General features: G+C 35.8%; 19 protein-coding genes. 18 read left to right on the forward strand and 1 reads right to left on the reverse strand.

Translation table 11 applies throughout. The features are described from left to right. Nucleotides 1-422 precede the first annotated feature (422 nt). The gene (locus VB798_RS24115; RefSeq protein ID WP_323689800.1) at nucleotides 423-590 is read left to right on the forward strand and encodes a hypothetical protein; all 168 of its coding nucleotides are present in this window, start codon (nucleotides 423-425) and stop codon (nucleotides 588-590) included. A 94-nt stretch (nucleotides 591-684) separates the two neighbouring features. Continuing rightward, nucleotides 685-1176 (forward strand): DDE-type integrase/transposase/recombinase, encoded by a 492-nt coding sequence (locus VB798_RS24120; protein WP_323689801.1) that lies wholly within the window; start codon nucleotides 685-687, stop codon nucleotides 1174-1176. 237 nt (nucleotides 1177-1413) lie between these two features. On the opposite strand, the gene VB798_RS24125 is transcribed toward VB798_RS24120, so the two are convergent. Next, nucleotides 1414-1656: a recombinase family protein gene (locus VB798_RS24125; RefSeq protein ID WP_323689802.1), complete on the reverse strand. Its 243-nt coding sequence runs from the start codon at nucleotides 1654-1656 to the stop codon at nucleotides 1414-1416. A 50-nt stretch (nucleotides 1657-1706) separates the two neighbouring features. On the opposite strand from VB798_RS24125, the gene VB798_RS24130 reads away from it, so the two are divergent. From VB798_RS24130 to VB798_RS24200, 16 genes are all read left to right on the forward strand, one after another. After that, complete coding sequence (locus tag VB798_RS24130; RefSeq protein ID WP_323689803.1) at nucleotides 1707-2378, forward strand: CRISPR-associated endoribonuclease Cas6; 672 nt, start codon at nucleotides 1707-1709, stop codon at nucleotides 2376-2378. Nucleotides 2379-2410: 32 nt separating this feature from the next. Then, nucleotides 2411-2533 (forward strand): CRISPR-associated endoribonuclease Cas6, encoded by a 123-nt coding sequence (locus VB798_RS24400; RefSeq protein WP_407654189.1) that lies wholly within the window; start codon nucleotides 2411-2413, stop codon nucleotides 2531-2533. A 330-nt stretch (nucleotides 2534-2863) separates the two neighbouring features. Beyond that, nucleotides 2864-3790 carry a helix-turn-helix transcriptional regulator gene (locus VB798_RS24135; protein WP_323689804.1) on the forward strand — a complete coding sequence of 309 codons (927 nt, stop codon included), beginning with the start codon at nucleotides 2864-2866 and terminating at the stop codon, nucleotides 3788-3790. Between the two features lie 100 nt (nucleotides 3791-3890). Continuing rightward, nucleotides 3891-4703: a protein NO VEIN domain-containing protein gene (locus VB798_RS24140; RefSeq protein WP_323689805.1), complete on the forward strand. Its 813-nt coding sequence runs from the start codon at nucleotides 3891-3893 to the stop codon at nucleotides 4701-4703. 1326 nt (nucleotides 4704-6029) lie between these two features. Continuing rightward, entirely contained in the window at nucleotides 6030-6560 is a 531-nt protein-coding gene (locus tag VB798_RS24145) for a hypothetical protein (protein ID WP_323689806.1), read from the forward strand. Nucleotides 6561-6932: 372 nt separating this feature from the next. Next, on the forward strand, nucleotides 6933-7460 hold the full coding sequence (locus tag VB798_RS24150) for a hypothetical protein (RefSeq protein WP_323689807.1): 528 nt from the start codon (nucleotides 6933-6935) through the stop codon (nucleotides 7458-7460). A 27-nt stretch (nucleotides 7461-7487) separates the two neighbouring features. Continuing rightward, nucleotides 7488-7649, forward strand: coding sequence for a hypothetical protein (locus tag VB798_RS24155; RefSeq protein WP_323689808.1), 162 nt, complete (start codon nucleotides 7488-7490; stop codon nucleotides 7647-7649). Nucleotides 7650-7954: 305 nt separating this feature from the next. Continuing rightward, complete coding sequence (locus VB798_RS24160; RefSeq protein ID WP_323689809.1) at nucleotides 7955-8884, forward strand: AraC family transcriptional regulator; 930 nt, start codon at nucleotides 7955-7957, stop codon at nucleotides 8882-8884. 194 nt (nucleotides 8885-9078) lie between these two features. Next, nucleotides 9079-9540, forward strand: coding sequence for a VOC family protein (locus tag VB798_RS24165; RefSeq protein ID WP_323689810.1), 462 nt, complete (start codon nucleotides 9079-9081; stop codon nucleotides 9538-9540). A gap of 34 nt (nucleotides 9541-9574) precedes the next feature. Further along, nucleotides 9575-9967, forward strand: coding sequence for a GlcG/HbpS family heme-binding protein (locus VB798_RS24170; protein ID WP_323689811.1), 393 nt, complete (start codon nucleotides 9575-9577; stop codon nucleotides 9965-9967). 22 nt (nucleotides 9968-9989) lie between these two features. Continuing rightward, complete coding sequence (locus VB798_RS24175) at nucleotides 9990-10802, forward strand: SDR family oxidoreductase (protein WP_323689812.1); 813 nt, start codon at nucleotides 9990-9992, stop codon at nucleotides 10800-10802. A 97-nt stretch (nucleotides 10803-10899) separates the two neighbouring features. Then, nucleotides 10900-11739 (forward strand): oxidoreductase, encoded by an 840-nt coding sequence (locus VB798_RS24180; RefSeq protein WP_323689813.1) that lies wholly within the window; start codon nucleotides 10900-10902, stop codon nucleotides 11737-11739. A 9-nt stretch (nucleotides 11740-11748) separates the two neighbouring features. Continuing rightward, entirely contained in the window at nucleotides 11749-12390 is a 642-nt protein-coding gene (locus VB798_RS24185) for an SDR family NAD(P)-dependent oxidoreductase (protein WP_323689814.1), read from the forward strand. Between the two features lie 35 nt (nucleotides 12391-12425). Further along, nucleotides 12426-12959 carry a VOC family protein gene (locus VB798_RS24190; protein WP_323689815.1) on the forward strand — a complete coding sequence of 178 codons (534 nt, stop codon included), beginning with the start codon at nucleotides 12426-12428 and terminating at the stop codon, nucleotides 12957-12959. A gap of 65 nt (nucleotides 12960-13024) precedes the next feature. Next, the gene (locus tag VB798_RS24195; protein WP_323689816.1) at nucleotides 13025-13456 is read left to right on the forward strand and encodes a nuclear transport factor 2 family protein; all 432 of its coding nucleotides are present in this window, start codon (nucleotides 13025-13027) and stop codon (nucleotides 13454-13456) included. A gap of 273 nt (nucleotides 13457-13729) precedes the next feature. Next, on the forward strand, nucleotides 13730-14545 hold the full coding sequence (locus tag VB798_RS24200) for an SDR family oxidoreductase (protein ID WP_323689817.1): 816 nt from the start codon (nucleotides 13730-13732) through the stop codon (nucleotides 14543-14545). Nucleotides 14546-14560: the final 15 nt, after the last annotated feature.

The following is a 14560-nucleotide window of genomic DNA, read 5'->3' on the forward strand; positions in this document are numbered from 1 at the left end:
GAATATACTTGACCTATTTGGCGACATGTCATTTTCCAATTTCCACAATTAGTATTTAAGGAAATTTTAAACAATCAATATCCAATATTATTTCCGGATTATTGGAGATTGATTCTTTATATGAAGAACTTTTATGATCATATTTAACATAAGTATAATTATAAATCTAAGCATATTATACTGAAAGGGCTTGACACATAAACGTTAAGTATATGAATATCAATGAGTTGAAAAGAAATAAAAAAAATCGTAACTTGATACTTTATCTCCGAAAAGTAGTCGAAAGTTACCGTGCTGGATTCGTATCTTCCAAGGAATTAAAGACAGATTTGCACCTGGATTTCAAGCGGGTTCGACAGTTGAACCGCTGGTATTTTAAACATCGAATTCTTCCATATTTAAAACCAAAAAGACGAAAGCCCATGAAGCCAGAAATCAACAAAACCAAAGACTTAGAAGCCAAGATAAAATGGCTCGAAAAAGAGAATGAAATGCTCAGGATGAAATCCATCGCTTGGGAAACTTTGGTGGACATCGCCGAAAAGCAATTCGATATTTCTATCAAAAAAAGTTCGCATCCAAGCCGTTGAAGCATTAAGCAGTCGCTACCCTTTACTGGGTATGAGTTTAATGTGTTCATGGTTTGGGTTTTCTCGTCAAGCTTGGTATGCGGCTATCAAGCAAATGGAGAAGAATGTGTTTGAATTCGACTTGGTTATCGAAGAAATCAAACGGATTCGTAAGCGTATTCCTGGGATTGGTTCAGGGAAGTTGTATGAGTTAATAAAACCGTTCTTTTTTTCCCATCAGTTAAAAATTGGTCGTGATAAACTGCACCAGTTGATGAAAAAAGAGGGTTTATTGGTCAAGCGGAAGCATTATAAGGCGGTGACTACTCAGTCGGATCACTCGTATAAAAAGTACCCCAATCGGATAAAAGATTTTATTCCGACGGGTAGTGAGCAGTTGTGGGTAAGCGATATGACTTATATTCAGGTGGGTAAAGGGTTTGTGTATTTATCGTTAATTATGGATGCTTTTTCTCGGAAAATTGTGGGTTGGTCTTTGCAACCAACTTTGGAGGCAAAAGGACCTGTGGGTGCTTTGAAAATGGCTCTGCAAACCCGTAAAAAGAAGACTGAATTAATTCACCATCGTAACGACGACCCGGTCTGACCGAGGGGTTCAATATTGTTCGTGGGCTTACGTGGATTTAATTCAAAAAGCGGGTATCAAAATGAGTATGTGTTCTTCAGCTGAACCCAATGAAAATTCGATGGCTGAAAGACTCAACCGAACCCTAAAAGAGGAGTTCAATTTGGGCAAGTTGAAAAATTAAGATGGTATCCTTATAAAAAAATAAGGTTTTCTAATGTGGTGAAAAAACAACCTGAAAAGGCATTTTAGAAACTGTCAAGCTATTTTAGACGCATACGTGAATATTGGTATCCAAACAATGATTACTTCTCCTTCTTTTACTAAGGTTAATAACTTTTCAAATTCAACCAGAATAATTTTTTTACCTAAGACCTTTTCAGCAAAGATTTGCATACTCCTGGCCAAACGAGAAAACTCACTCAACAGCACTGAATTCCCTGCTGAGAGTTGATTAATAATTTCTCCTATTTTTCTTACATTATCCAAATTATTTACCATCTTGTTGGTGTTTTTTAATAGCCTTATAAATAATAATACTTAAATACACTATGAGATTCAAATTACATCTAAAACCTGTTCAAGACAGACAAAAGTTACTCTTCAATTATCAGTATCCGCTTCAAGCATGGTTGTATAAATTAATCTATCAAGCAGACGAAAGTTACGCCTCTTTCTTACACAACAAAGGTTATTCCGTGCCTGATAGTTTTAAAACCTTCAAGCATTTTACTTTTTCATCTTTACAAGTCGCTAAAGCCAAAGCTGTGCGAAAAGGTGATACGTATATACTGTTGAGTTCGGAGAACAGTTTCCTGATTGTTTCTTTCTACATCGACAAAGCCGCAGAAGGTTTTATCATGGGGTTATTCCAAAATCAGCAGCTCAGTATTTTTAACCGAGAACTACGAGCAGATTTTGTGGTAGAGCGAGTAGAAACCTTGCCAAATCCTTTTGAGGAAATACCCGATACAAGTATTGTTACTCAGTCTTTCAAAACCATTTCGCCCATGGTGGTTGCTCGAAAAGAAGAAGGTTTAGACCAATACCTAAGCCCAGCAGATGAGCAATTTGTAGATTTCTTTGCCCTCAACTTAATAGATAGATATCGCACCATAGATGGTAGCACAGGAATGAAAGTAGATGCTGCTTTCGCTAAAAATATCGTCAAATTTAAACTTCTCTCAGATCCCGAAAAAATAAAAAAAGAGGTTTTACCGTAAAAGAAGGCAAAGTCAGAGACGAGACAAAAGTAATTGGCTATTACGACTTTAGCTTTGAAATAACCGCCCCCGCTTCTTTACTGAAAGTAGGTTATTCTGGCGGTTTTGGGAAAGAGAGCAGTATGGGCTGCGGTTGTGTAGAGATATTAAATTAGTCTAAAATTATATTTGAAATAATAAGGAATTTTAAATTATATTCGTGTAGAAAACTGATAAGTGTTTTTATCTCAGAACGTATAACTGCTTACGGGTTGCCACGATTCAACGATTTAATATTGGCACGAGGATAAAGGGATTTTTCAGTTTTTTTCAAAGTACATCAAATCCTCCTTTCTTATTTTTCCAAAACTATTCAGATACTAATTTACCGTTTAATAAGTTTTTGAATTTTATTGAGGTTATTTATTTTCTTTTTTAGAAATTGAGCGAAATTAATAGTAAAACCTAAAAACAAACAGAATGATACTCTGTGGTTCTATTCATGTATGAATAAATTTAACGAGCATACTCCTAAATATCGCTTATTGGCGATTCTCAAAATCCTTATTGAGAGTCCATACCAATACACCAAAAAGACCTTGGCTACCGAGTACAACGTTGACCCCGACACGATCAAAAAAGATTTTGATGAGCTTCGTGATGCGGATTTTAATGTTGATTATGACAATAAATACAGGTATGCCATTGTTCCCAACAAGCCTTTACAACACTTGGAGGATATGTTATTTTTCACGGAAGCCGAAAAGGAAATTTTGATGGAAGCCCTTTCCAACAATGCCAAAGCTTCTGAGAAAAGAACCAAGCGAATGCAAGAAAAGCTCAATACGATTTATGATGTATCGAAATTGGGAAGTAGCTTGTTTTCAAGGACTTTTCTCTCAAAAGCCAATTTGTTGGAGCAAGCCAAGCAACAGAAGAAAGTGGTAAAACTTATCAATTATCGCTCGACCAACAGTAGTGAAGTATCTGACAGGCTGGTAGAACCTTTTTCGGTGAATGTCAAAGAAGACATACTCCATGCCTTTGCCATCGACCGCAAGGATATTAGGCATTACAGGATTTCGAGAATAGAGCGAGTAGAATTGCAGGAAATAGCTTGGCAATATGAAACCCAACATTATGTAACCGCCACCGACCCTTTTAGAATTGTAAACGATAATAAAGTACGAGTACACATTCGCCTAAAAGTGGGCGGTTATAACGAATTGATAGAACGCTTCCCCTTGACACAAGCCTATTTACAACCCTCAGCCGAAGAGTTGGGCGTTTATGATTTTGAGTGCAATGTAAACGAAAAGTTCTTTGGGCTAACCAATTTTATTTTAGGCTACCACGAGCATATTGTAGAAATCGTAGAACCCGAAAGCCTAATAGACCATATCCGAAGGCATATTGGGAAAATAAATTTTTAAGGAATTTTTGGGGTGGGGTGAATAATGAGGTGGGGAGTGATTGGAATTGACGTCTGAAATAGAAGAAAGGTTTTTCGGTGAGTCAGGAAATGAGATTCTCATGGAAAATAATCTTTATAGACGTAATATCATTGACATCATAAGAAATTTCAAGCCCGACCAAAAAAACAATGAACTTTACGAAAGGCTTTTTCCAGCCACATCGAGAAATAAATCGGCAATATTGGTGCAATTAGCTGATGGAGATGCATCCTTCACCATTTTAAGTCAGAATGAAGCTGTGATAAAGAAACTTGCCGGTATTGCTGGACATCCAAATCTTGACGAATTGATAAAGCTAGGAGAAGATGCATTGCTCAGAAAACAGCAAGAGGAAGCAGAGATGCAATACAAAAAGAAAATTGGTAATCATTTGGAAGAGGTTCTTCTGAAAAGACTATCTCAAAATATAAATGCTAAAGTTGTAAGCGAGCAAGATGGTCAAGACCTTGTAGTTTATATTGACGAAAAACCAGTTTATTACATTGAAGTAAAATCAAAATGGCTTGAAACAACACCAATAAGAATTTCCAGAAATCAAACTTTAAGAGCACACGAAAACCCGAATGGCTTTGCATTGTGTTCAATTGATATGAGCAAATACGCTGGTGTGGATAAATATGAGGTTGAAAATATTGAAAGTGTTATTGATTTTATGAAGTTTAACACAGATTTAGGTAGTAAGGTAGGGCACTTAGTGGATATATATGCGAATGCACATCAGTTAGATAAATTTAGTTTGGACGGTGATTACAGAACTCTAATACCAGCGGGTTATATAAAAGAAGGCATGGATTTAGTTGGGTTTGAAATTAAACTTTTGAAATATATAGAAAGTAATTATGGTATGCAAAGAACAGACATCTCAAACTAGTCGTAGGTTGTTCCCTACGACTCAAAATGTTAAAGAGCGTCACGCTAGTAAAATGTATCGTGGATAAATACTCCTTTTGTCTTTAAACATTTAAATATATTCAATAAGCTCTTTCGAGTGTGAGGCTCTTTATTATTTTAGGTTTTAGGGAACTCTAAGTATAGTTTGGGAATAATACAAAAAGTACTACAAAACTTTTGCATATTAGCGGATTATAGACAATTTTCAGACCCTAACAATGAATCAAAACTATGCTATTAAACATTGGTTGACGACTTTGTTGCTTGCACCATTTCTTCCTTCTGTTTATGAGTTAATATTCAAACCCATTTCTGGACAAGTAGTGGGACTGCTTGAAGTTTATCCAATAACATTAGTGTTTTCATTCTTCTTTTCCTTACCGACTTTGTTTATTTATTTTTTTATATTCAAAAAGCTTATCAAACAAAATGTAAATCCAGTTTTGACAAAACTTATTTTAATCAGCTTGACAGTTAGGAATTACAACGACAATACTATTAATTGGAGGGTCTTTATCGCTGACACTAATTTTCGCTTTTTCATTAGCAAGTATTATTGCAGGTTGTATTTTTAAAATTAAAAAGCAGACAGACTCTAACAAATTATCAACTAATGTGTGACAAATGTTTTAACGCAGAAATAGAATCTTTTCCTACACAAGCAGAGTTTGAAGCGTTTGACTTAGTATTGATAATGAAAATAGCAAATGACAAGAGCATCAAAACGGGAAAGTTTGTAACTACAGCTTGGAAAGATAGGGGCTATTATATTTATGAGTGCCTTGTGTGTGGACAAGTGTGGAAACTTTCAACACCAGACTATTCAGATAGAGGCTACTTCTTACGGTTGACAAAATAAAACTGCCCCAATAACTAAGCCTTCGTGGTGGCTGAAAGCCAAACCATGAAGGCATGGCGGACGGCTAGTCTTGAACTTAACTTGGGGTAGCGGTCGGCTTCGGTGATTTCTTTTATGGAGTTGTCGTTCGATTTGAAGATTTTGGAAGAGCAGGTTTTTGCCTGCTTTTTTGTTTTTGGAGCTTGTTTCTCATTTATAGTTATACCCATGTTTTAAAGTAAGTCTTTTGAAAGTTGTTAGTCCGTTTGACCAATTAAATTTAAAATAAGTGAATTGTTTAGAATTACTAAGAAAACAACTACTTTAGGAAGTACAAAAACTGGTACAACAATACAAAAAGTACTACAAAACTTTCGCATATTAGCGAGTTGTATGCCATTTTAGAAGAACACTACAATTTTGCAAAATTTAGATAAATATAAAATTCAGTTTGACAATAGTCGACTTATGATAAATGCAAAAATTGACAGCATTCAATTTTATTTAGAAAAGACTGACATAGATTTTACTGAACAACCAAATAATTATGGCAAAAGCCTGTTAAATGGTATAGACATATATACCACAAATGGACTTTTCTCAATAGGTAATAGGTTTGTTGACACACATTTTGGACTTTCAATAAACGTTGGAAAGACAAGTGATTTAGAAACATTATACTTCGACAACGAACCGAAAGAGCCCATTAATTATTTGACAGACATTGTGGGGCAGACTATAAAAAGTGTAATTATTTATTGGCTTCCAATTCGATTTCCTAATGAGAAAGGGCTATATCCACAAGACATAGAAATAAGAACTGAATACGGTTATTTTTTACTTTCTTCAATTGAAGTAACTAATGGGAAAGTTGATGTTGAGTTTACAGACGAACTTTTAATCATTGAAGATTTGGAAGTAACAAAAGAGTTAGGACTTGGAGAATTCGGCAATCGACAAGTTTTTCAAAGTTTGGAAGGACTCATAAGAACAGAATAAAAACTGCACATAATAGCTAATGTTTCGTAGTGGCTGAAAGCCTAACCATGAAAAAATGTTGAAATTAAGCTGGGCGGACGGCTAGTCTAGTGGGCGGCTTCGTTAATTTCTTTTATGGAGTTGTCGTTTGACTTGAAGATATTTGGAAGAGCAGGTTTTTGCCTGCTTTTTTGTTTTTAAGGCTTGTTTCTCATTTATAGTTATACCCATGTTTTAAAGTAAGTCTTTCAAAAATTGTTAGTTCGTTTGACCAATTAAATTTAAAATAGGTTAATTGTTTAGAATTACTAAGAAAACAACTACTTTAGGAAGTATAAAAAATTGCAAATACTTTCGCATATTAGCGATTAGGCGTCATTTTAAAACAACACTATGAACAAGATAGAAGGCATACAAGACGAAAGCGATTATGAAGATTATTGGGACTTCATAAATTATCGAATTGACGAATATTGGTTAGACGAAAAGCTTGATGAACTCTATCTAAACAATATGTACAAAGGACTTATTCCGACACTTGTATATTGGATGGAACGAGAGGACGAAAAGGCAGTTGTTTGGAAAAGAATTTTGCCTAATGAAAACGAGACAACAATCTGTCCTATTCTTATGTGTCCAGACGACAACGACTTTTCTTGCACATTAATAGTTGCTGAAATAAGAAATTGTGGAGACCTGATACAATGGAAACAAATTGGAATAGACAAAACAAAAGAGTGGGAAGCAGAAAAAGCTGGCTCGACAGTAAAATGGTTTGACAAATTTAAAGAACTCAATTTTTCTAAAGAGGACTATTTAATAATGCTCGAAATATTTAGACAGCGACTAACAATTGACAAGTTACGAATTGAAGAACATATGAAAGATTGTAAGAACAAAAAACCAACACCTAATAATTAAGCATTCGTAGCGGCTGCAAGCCAAACCATGAAGACATGGTGGACGGCTAGTCTAGCGGTCGGCTTCGGTGGTTTCTTTTATGGGGTTGTCGTTCAATTTGAAGATATTGGAAGAGCAGGCAAAAACCTGCTCTTTTTGTTTTTTAGGGCTTGGGCTTATTTCTCATTTATAGTTATACCCATGTTTTAAAGTAAGTCTTTTGAAAGTTGTTAGTCCATTTGGCCAATTGCATATTAGCGAGTTGTGTGCAACCCTAAAAAGGATTTTCGTTCCCCTACAAGCGACAAGACATTCAAGGCGAAGTCCCTAACTGCCTACCATACAAAAGCCAACCTTGCAAAAGAGCTGCAATCGCTAACACATGGCTGACAGTCCTGCAATTCAAGCAGACAAAATCCCAACACCTAAAGTAGAATTACCCCATGGTTTATTTGTAAATTTGCTCTTTAGCATCGTAACACTTTTTGAATAAATGCAAGACAAAAAATAGAAAGATGAAGACTACAATAGATTTAAAGCAAATAGATACCTTACGAAACCTGCCTGATATGATTCCTGTTTTGAGGGATTTTTATGAAGACTGGAGAGTGAAAGTGTTTAATCGCAAGTATCACGAATGCAGAAATTATTTGTCGCCAAACAGGCGTGAATTTTACAAAGTATTATTTATCTCAAAAGGTTCAGGCGTTTTTACAATGGGGCTTAACACCTACTATATTGACGAACCTACCATATTGTATATACATCCTAATGATATTATTTCATGGAAAAACCTTTCCGATGAACCAGCAGGATATTATGTGCTGTTCAAAAAAGAGTTCACAAATAACTTTCCAAATCTAAAATCTACTATCGACAAATTTGCTCTCTATACCGACAAATCAAAAAGTGTAATTCGTTTGAGTGAATCTGAAGTGCCTGTTATCAATAATCTATTTATCAAAATGCAGGAAGAAGAAGATACCAATGGAACTTACAAGGAAGATTCAATACAGGCTTATATTCAACTATTAATGGTTGAGAGTATGAAGGTTGGAAAATACCCCAAGCCCGATACAGTTACTGAGGAGTTTTCGCACGTACATCAATTTTTCAACTTATTGGAAACAGAGACCTCAAATATTAATTACAATTCCCCAATACGCATACGAACTGCTAAGGAATTTGCAGCCGACTTAGATATTCACCCCAATTATCTAAATGAACTATTAAAAAAGCACACCGGGCAAAATGCAAGCACTCATATTCGCAACAGACTTTTGGATGAAGCCAAAGTTTTACTGCTTCAAACAGACTGGAACTTGCATAATATTAGTTACAGCATGGGATTTTCTGACCAACCAAATTTTTCTTTTTTCTTCAAAAAAAATACAGGACTTACTCCTGTAGAGTTTAGGAAATCGTTTCTCTCTGCTAAAGCATGAGCATAGCTTAAAATAAATACACATTCATATTTCAAAAAATGTTGCTAATTAATAGCAGCATTTTTTTTTTGCTCAATACTCATCTTTGATATTCATAATAGCCCCTTTGCCTTTCCTAACATAGAAGGCAGAAACCCGTAGCATCTTTGTATCATCAAAAACAAATAAAAATAACGATAAAAAAATCAAACAAAATGGAAAACGTAACAATCAAAATTCCTGCAAAAAATACACAGAGTATGTTCAGCACTATGAGAGGTGCTCACGTAGCACTCAGAGTTCCTAACTACGAGCAAACTAAAAACTGGTACATCGAAAAATTAGATTTTCGCTTACTTCATGAATGGCCATTCGGCGATTTACAACTGGCTTATTTGGCCCCGGCCAATGACGACAATTTTTGGATAGAACTATTGGCTGGCGGTAACCCAGAGCCAAAAGCAAACTATGCCGACCTAAACGAAAGCCTACACCCAAGCGGCTACCATCACATTTGTATGGATGTAAAAAGTGTAGATGAAACGCTGGCTGAACTAAGCAAAAGAGGAGTTACTATTCTCGGTGAGCCTTTTGATTTACCTGTAATTGGAAAACGTCTTGGTTTCTTCTCTGACCTATGGGGAAATGTGATAGAACTTGCAGAAGTGATTTCCTAAAATCAAAAAAACAATCAACAAAAAACCTAAGAAAATGGAAACAACACAATTACAAGCATCAAGAGCTATCAATCAAGCGGTTGAAAAAGCTACGCAACTTGATGTTAATGCAAACATATCTGTCCTTGATTCATTTGGACATTTAAAAAGCTTTTTAAGAATGGATAATGCCTATCTCGGCTCAATTGATGTGTCTATGGGAAAAGCAAAAACAGCGATGCTATTCCGTATGAACTCAGAAGCAGTTGGCGAATTTCTAAATCCTGAAAATAAGACCTACGGATTGGTAAATACAAGTGGTGGCCTAGTAGGATTTAAAGGAGGAATGCCTATCAAATCACAGGGTAATATAGTTGGTTATATAGGTGTTTCTGGTGGCAGTCCTGAACAAGATTTCGAGATTGCAGCAGCGGGGAGCAACATTTAATAATTCATAAAAATCTAAAAAAATGGAAAATACAAAAACAATTCTGATTACTGGAGCAGGCTCTGGATTCGGAGAAGGAACAGCTATTGGTTTAGCTCAATTAGGTCATAAAATTATTGCAGGTGTACAAATATCGCCTCAAGTTACGGCACTTCGTCAAAAAGTAGAAGAACTCGGCTTGCAAAATAATATAGAGGTAATCAAACTTGACATTCTTGATAAATACGATGTAAGAGTTGCATTGAAATACGATATTGATGTATTGTTTAGTAATGCAGGTATCGGTGAAAGTGGTCCTGTGTTTGAGATTCCTTTAGACCTTGTAAGGAATAACTACGAAACCAATGTATTTGCACCATTAGACCTTGCCCAACAATTCATCACCAAATGGATTAACGCTGGTAAAAAAGGCAAAATAGTTTTTACCTCATCAATGGGGGGCTTGTTTACACCATCTGGTTATGGTATCTATGTTTCGACCAAACACGCCTTGGAAGCAATTGCCGAAGCACTTTCTGATGAATTAAAAGCATACAATATCAAAGTTCAAACTATTAATCCTGGTGCTTACCTAACAGGCTACAATGAAACAATGGCTGAAAATGCTTTCCGCTGGTTAGATGACAACAAAAACTTCACCAAACGAGCAGACATGAAAGCCAACTTTGATTCTCTATTGGGCACCCCAGAAGGAAGACTTGACCCGAAAGAAATGATTGATGCTATGATTAAAATCGTTCCCGCAGACACTGGTAAGTTTCGTAATGTAGTGCCACAGTTTGTGGAAGACATGCTCAAAGACCATCAGATAAAAGCATGGGAAAATACAATCTAAAAATTCTCAAAAGATAAATTCAATGAAGTCAGGGTACTTTTCTGACTTCATTGAAGTAGTCAAAATTGGGTCTATTTAAACCTAAAATCTTACAAAAATGAAAAATTCAAATAATAAAGTTTGGTTAATTACTGGTTGTTCAACTGGCTTTGGGCGTGCTTTCGCAACTGCGGCATTGCAGGCTGGATATTTGGTTGCAGTTGCTTCTCGTAAAATAAGCGACATTCAAGACATAGTTGATAGCTATCCAAATAATGCATTTGCAGTACAATTAGATGTTTCGAATGCCGATGAAATCAAAGCCGCTGTAAGAGTAACACTTGACCATTTCGGAAAAATTGATGTACTACTTAACAATGCTGGTATAGGCTACTTTGGTGCGATTGAAGAAAGTGATGATGCCGAAATTCGTAGAATGTTTGAAATTAATTTCTTTGGATTGGCTAATCTTATCAAAGAGGTACTTCCTCACATGCGGTCTCAAAATAGTGGACATATTATCAATGTTGCTTCTATTGGTGGCTTAACATCTTTTCCTGCATTGGGTTATTATCATGCAACTAAATATGCAGTGGATGGATTTTCCGAATCATTATCTAAAGAAATAGCTCATCTCGGAATCAAAGTAACTATTATTGCACCAGGTGCATTCCGTACCGATTGGGCAGGACGTTCTGCAAATGAAACTCCAGGCAAGATTTCAGATTATACAGAAACTGCCGAGGCAACGAAAGTATGGCTCCGCAACAAAGATGGGAATCAACCTGGTAACCCATTAAAAGCAGCAGAAGCTGTAATCAAAGTAGTTGAAAGTCCGAATCCCCCATTGAGATTATTGCTAGGACACGATGCAATGGAAGCCGCAAGAGCTAAGGTTGTTTTACTTAACAAAGACTTTGATGAATGGGAATCAACCTCATTGAACGTAAATTTTTAAATCTCTAAAATGAAAACAATTCTTATTATAGGTGCTGGCACTGGGCTAAGTCTTGGAGTTGCACGCAAGTTTGGAAAGAAAGGTTTTAATGTCGGGCTAATCAGCCGTAGCGAAAGTAATCTTGAAAAACTGAATGATATTTTAAAATCAGAAAACATTCAGAGTTATTATGCCCCTGCAGATGTTCGAAATACTGAATCACTAAAGGAGGCCATCTCAAAATTGCGGAATAATGTGGGCAGTATTGACGTCTTGTTTTACAATGTAGCGGATGTAAAAGCCAAAGATATTCTTGAAGAAACAAGTGCATCGCTCATTGATGATTTTAGCAGAAATGTTGCTGCTGCTTTAGATGCTTATCTTTTAGTGCAAAATGATTTAAAGGAAAATCAAGGTGCGGTTTTAATATCTGGTGGTGGTTTTGCTTTATTTCCATCAGCTGATTACGGCTCACTTTCTATCGGTAAAGCAGGCATTAGAAGTTTGGCTTTACAGCTTCACGAAAGGTTGAAGCCAGATAACGTTTATGTGGGGCTTCTCACTATTGCCAATATTATTTCTGAGTCAAGCCCTACACATTCACCCGCTGTTTTGGCTGATAAATTTTGGCAACTCTATCAGGATAGAACTACTGCCGAAGAACAACAATAATTATAAAATTTTTAAACAATCAAAATTCAAATAAAATGAAAAATAAAATAACCTTGTTGATAGCCTTTGTGCTATTGACATTTACAAGCGCTTTGGCACAACATGATGAACATACTGGCTTTAATATGCCTGCCTTAAATCCTAAAAGCAAACTCGCTGATATTTCAGGAAACCACATTGGTATTCGAGTACCAAATTACGATTTAGCTATTAAGTGGTGGACCGAAAAAATGGATTTCAGAATCATCCATCAGTGGCCTTATGCCGACGAAAAACTGGCATACTTAGCTCCACCCAATGATAATGGTTTTTGGGTGGAGATATTGGCAGAAGGCAAATTGGATGCACAAAGGAATTATACAGATTTAGGGGAGAGTCTATCAAAGCCAGGGTATCATCATATTTGTATGCACGTCAAAAATTTGGAAGCGACATTAGCTGAGTTAAAAAAACGAGGTGTAACAACTGTCGGAGAACCGTTTTATTTAGACACAATTAAACGAAAACTGGCCTTTATTGCCGACCCTTCGGGTAATTTAATTGAGCTTTCAGAAGTAGTTTCTAAATAATAAAATCATAAAAAATGAAAACAATAAACATAATTGTATCACTACTCTTCTTAACTCAATTCTCTATGGCTCAGCAAAATAGTTTACAAGAGGATACTAACAAACAATTGATAAAGGAAGGGTTTGAAAAATGGGCAAATGGCAAGGGCAGTTTTTTTGATTTATTAGCTGAAGATGCACATTGGACCATATCTGGAAGTTCATTTCTGTCTAAAACATATACTTCTAAGAAACAGCTGTTAGATGAGGTAATTAATCCATTAAATGACCGCCTTTCTCAAAAAATCATTCCAACTGTTAGAGAAATATTTGCAGATAGCAATACTGTAATTGCTATTTGGGACGGCAAGGCTATTGCACTTGATGGGAAACCATACAATGTTAGCTATTCCTGGTTTATGAAAATGCAGCAAGGAAAAATAATTAAGGTAACAGCGTTTCTTGATACGTTGGACTTAGAAGAAATATTCAAACGGGTAAAAGTTGCAAATAAATAATTTCAAAAACAAAACTTAAATTTATTAGCTAGCTTTAGTTTGTTATCTTCATCATATCAGTTTTTCAATTATCATTGGTACCTGACGAGCAAAATACTAATTCTAGTACTTCGGTAAGCTCTGCCCTTTAGCGGCAATGGTAGAGCGACTGTTCTCTACACCAAGGAAATTCCAAAAACACTTCGTCATTTTGGTTACAATTTAACTCAATTTGGCAACAAATAGCTTTTGACTTCTGCCCAATTTTGCATTATAAATGTTAAAACAAAAAATATGCAAAAGACAATTTTTATTACAGGGGCTTCGGCAGGGCTTGGAAAATCAACAGCAAAACTATTTCAGTCAAAAGGGTGGAATGTAATAGCAACAATGAGAAATCCTGAGAAGGAAACGGAGCTAAATCAATTAGAAAATATTATGCTATTTGCGTTAGATGTTACCAATTTGGAGCAGATTAACGAAACAGTTAAATTGATTACTTCGCAATTTAATATAGATGTGGTTTTCAATAATGCAGGGTATGGACTGGCTGGACCTTTGGAATATTCGACAGATGACCAGATAGTTCAACAAATTGAAACTAATCTCACAAGCGTAATAAGGGTAACAAAAGCTTTTATACCATACTTTAGAAAAAAAAGAGACGGCTTATTCATCACAACTACGTCTATTTTTGGGTTTTCTACTGGGCCATTAGGAAGTATTTACAATACCACCAAATGGGCATTAGAGGGATTTAGTGAAAGCATTTCGTATGAGTTAGCTTTGCACAACATTGGTGTAAAAACCGTAGCACCCGGTGGAATAAAAAGTAACTTTGTCAATGCAGCCCAATTCGTATATGGAGATGAGTACGAAGCATTAAATGCAAGTATGTCAAAACTCATTGAAAAAGGGGAATTGTTTGTGTTCAATGATGTTGATGAAATAGCCCTGGTTGTTTATGAAGCTGCTACCGATGGTAAAGACCAATTACGATATTTGGCAGGGAAAGATGCAATAAATACTTTTCAGCAAAGAAGCGAAATAGGAGCAGAAAATTTCAGAATTGGACTAAAACAGCAGCTAAACCTTACCACAACTATTTAGTAATTTGAAGAAAAG

The sequence above is a fragment of the Arcicella lustrica genome (assembly GCF_034930985.1).
Taxonomy (GTDB): domain Bacteria; phylum Bacteroidota; class Bacteroidia; order Cytophagales; family Spirosomataceae; genus Arcicella; species Arcicella lustrica.

Coding starts and splice junctions, on each gene's coding strand:
- VB798_RS24115 (WP_323689800.1), top strand. CDS start 423: ATGAAGCCAGAAATCAACAAAACCAAAGACTTAGAAGCCAAGATAAAA.
- VB798_RS24120 (WP_323689801.1), top strand. CDS start 685: ATGGAGAAGAATGTGTTTGAATTCGACTTGGTTATCGAAGAAATCAAA.
- VB798_RS24125 (WP_323689802.1), bottom strand. CDS start 1,656: ATGGTAAATAATTTGGATAATGTAAGAAAAATAGGAGAAATTATTAAT.
- VB798_RS24130 (WP_323689803.1), top strand. CDS start 1,707: ATGAGATTCAAATTACATCTAAAACCTGTTCAAGACAGACAAAAGTTA.
- VB798_RS24135 (WP_323689804.1), top strand. CDS start 2,864: ATGAATAAATTTAACGAGCATACTCCTAAATATCGCTTATTGGCGATT.
- VB798_RS24140 (WP_323689805.1), top strand. CDS start 3,891: ATGGAAAATAATCTTTATAGACGTAATATCATTGACATCATAAGAAAT.
- VB798_RS24145 (WP_323689806.1), top strand. CDS start 6,030: ATGATAAATGCAAAAATTGACAGCATTCAATTTTATTTAGAAAAGACT.
- VB798_RS24150 (WP_323689807.1), top strand. CDS start 6,933: ATGAACAAGATAGAAGGCATACAAGACGAAAGCGATTATGAAGATTAT.
- VB798_RS24155 (WP_323689808.1), top strand. CDS start 7,488: ATGAAGACATGGTGGACGGCTAGTCTAGCGGTCGGCTTCGGTGGTTTC.
- VB798_RS24160 (WP_323689809.1), top strand. CDS start 7,955: ATGAAGACTACAATAGATTTAAAGCAAATAGATACCTTACGAAACCTG.
- VB798_RS24165 (WP_323689810.1), top strand. CDS start 9,079: ATGGAAAACGTAACAATCAAAATTCCTGCAAAAAATACACAGAGTATG.
- VB798_RS24170 (WP_323689811.1), top strand. CDS start 9,575: ATGGAAACAACACAATTACAAGCATCAAGAGCTATCAATCAAGCGGTT.
- VB798_RS24175 (WP_323689812.1), top strand. CDS start 9,990: ATGGAAAATACAAAAACAATTCTGATTACTGGAGCAGGCTCTGGATTC.
- VB798_RS24180 (WP_323689813.1), top strand. CDS start 10,900: ATGAAAAATTCAAATAATAAAGTTTGGTTAATTACTGGTTGTTCAACT.
- VB798_RS24185 (WP_323689814.1), top strand. CDS start 11,749: ATGAAAACAATTCTTATTATAGGTGCTGGCACTGGGCTAAGTCTTGGA.
- VB798_RS24190 (WP_323689815.1), top strand. CDS start 12,426: ATGAAAAATAAAATAACCTTGTTGATAGCCTTTGTGCTATTGACATTT.
- VB798_RS24195 (WP_323689816.1), top strand. CDS start 13,025: ATGGCTCAGCAAAATAGTTTACAAGAGGATACTAACAAACAATTGATA.
- VB798_RS24200 (WP_323689817.1), top strand. CDS start 13,730: ATGCAAAAGACAATTTTTATTACAGGGGCTTCGGCAGGGCTTGGAAAA.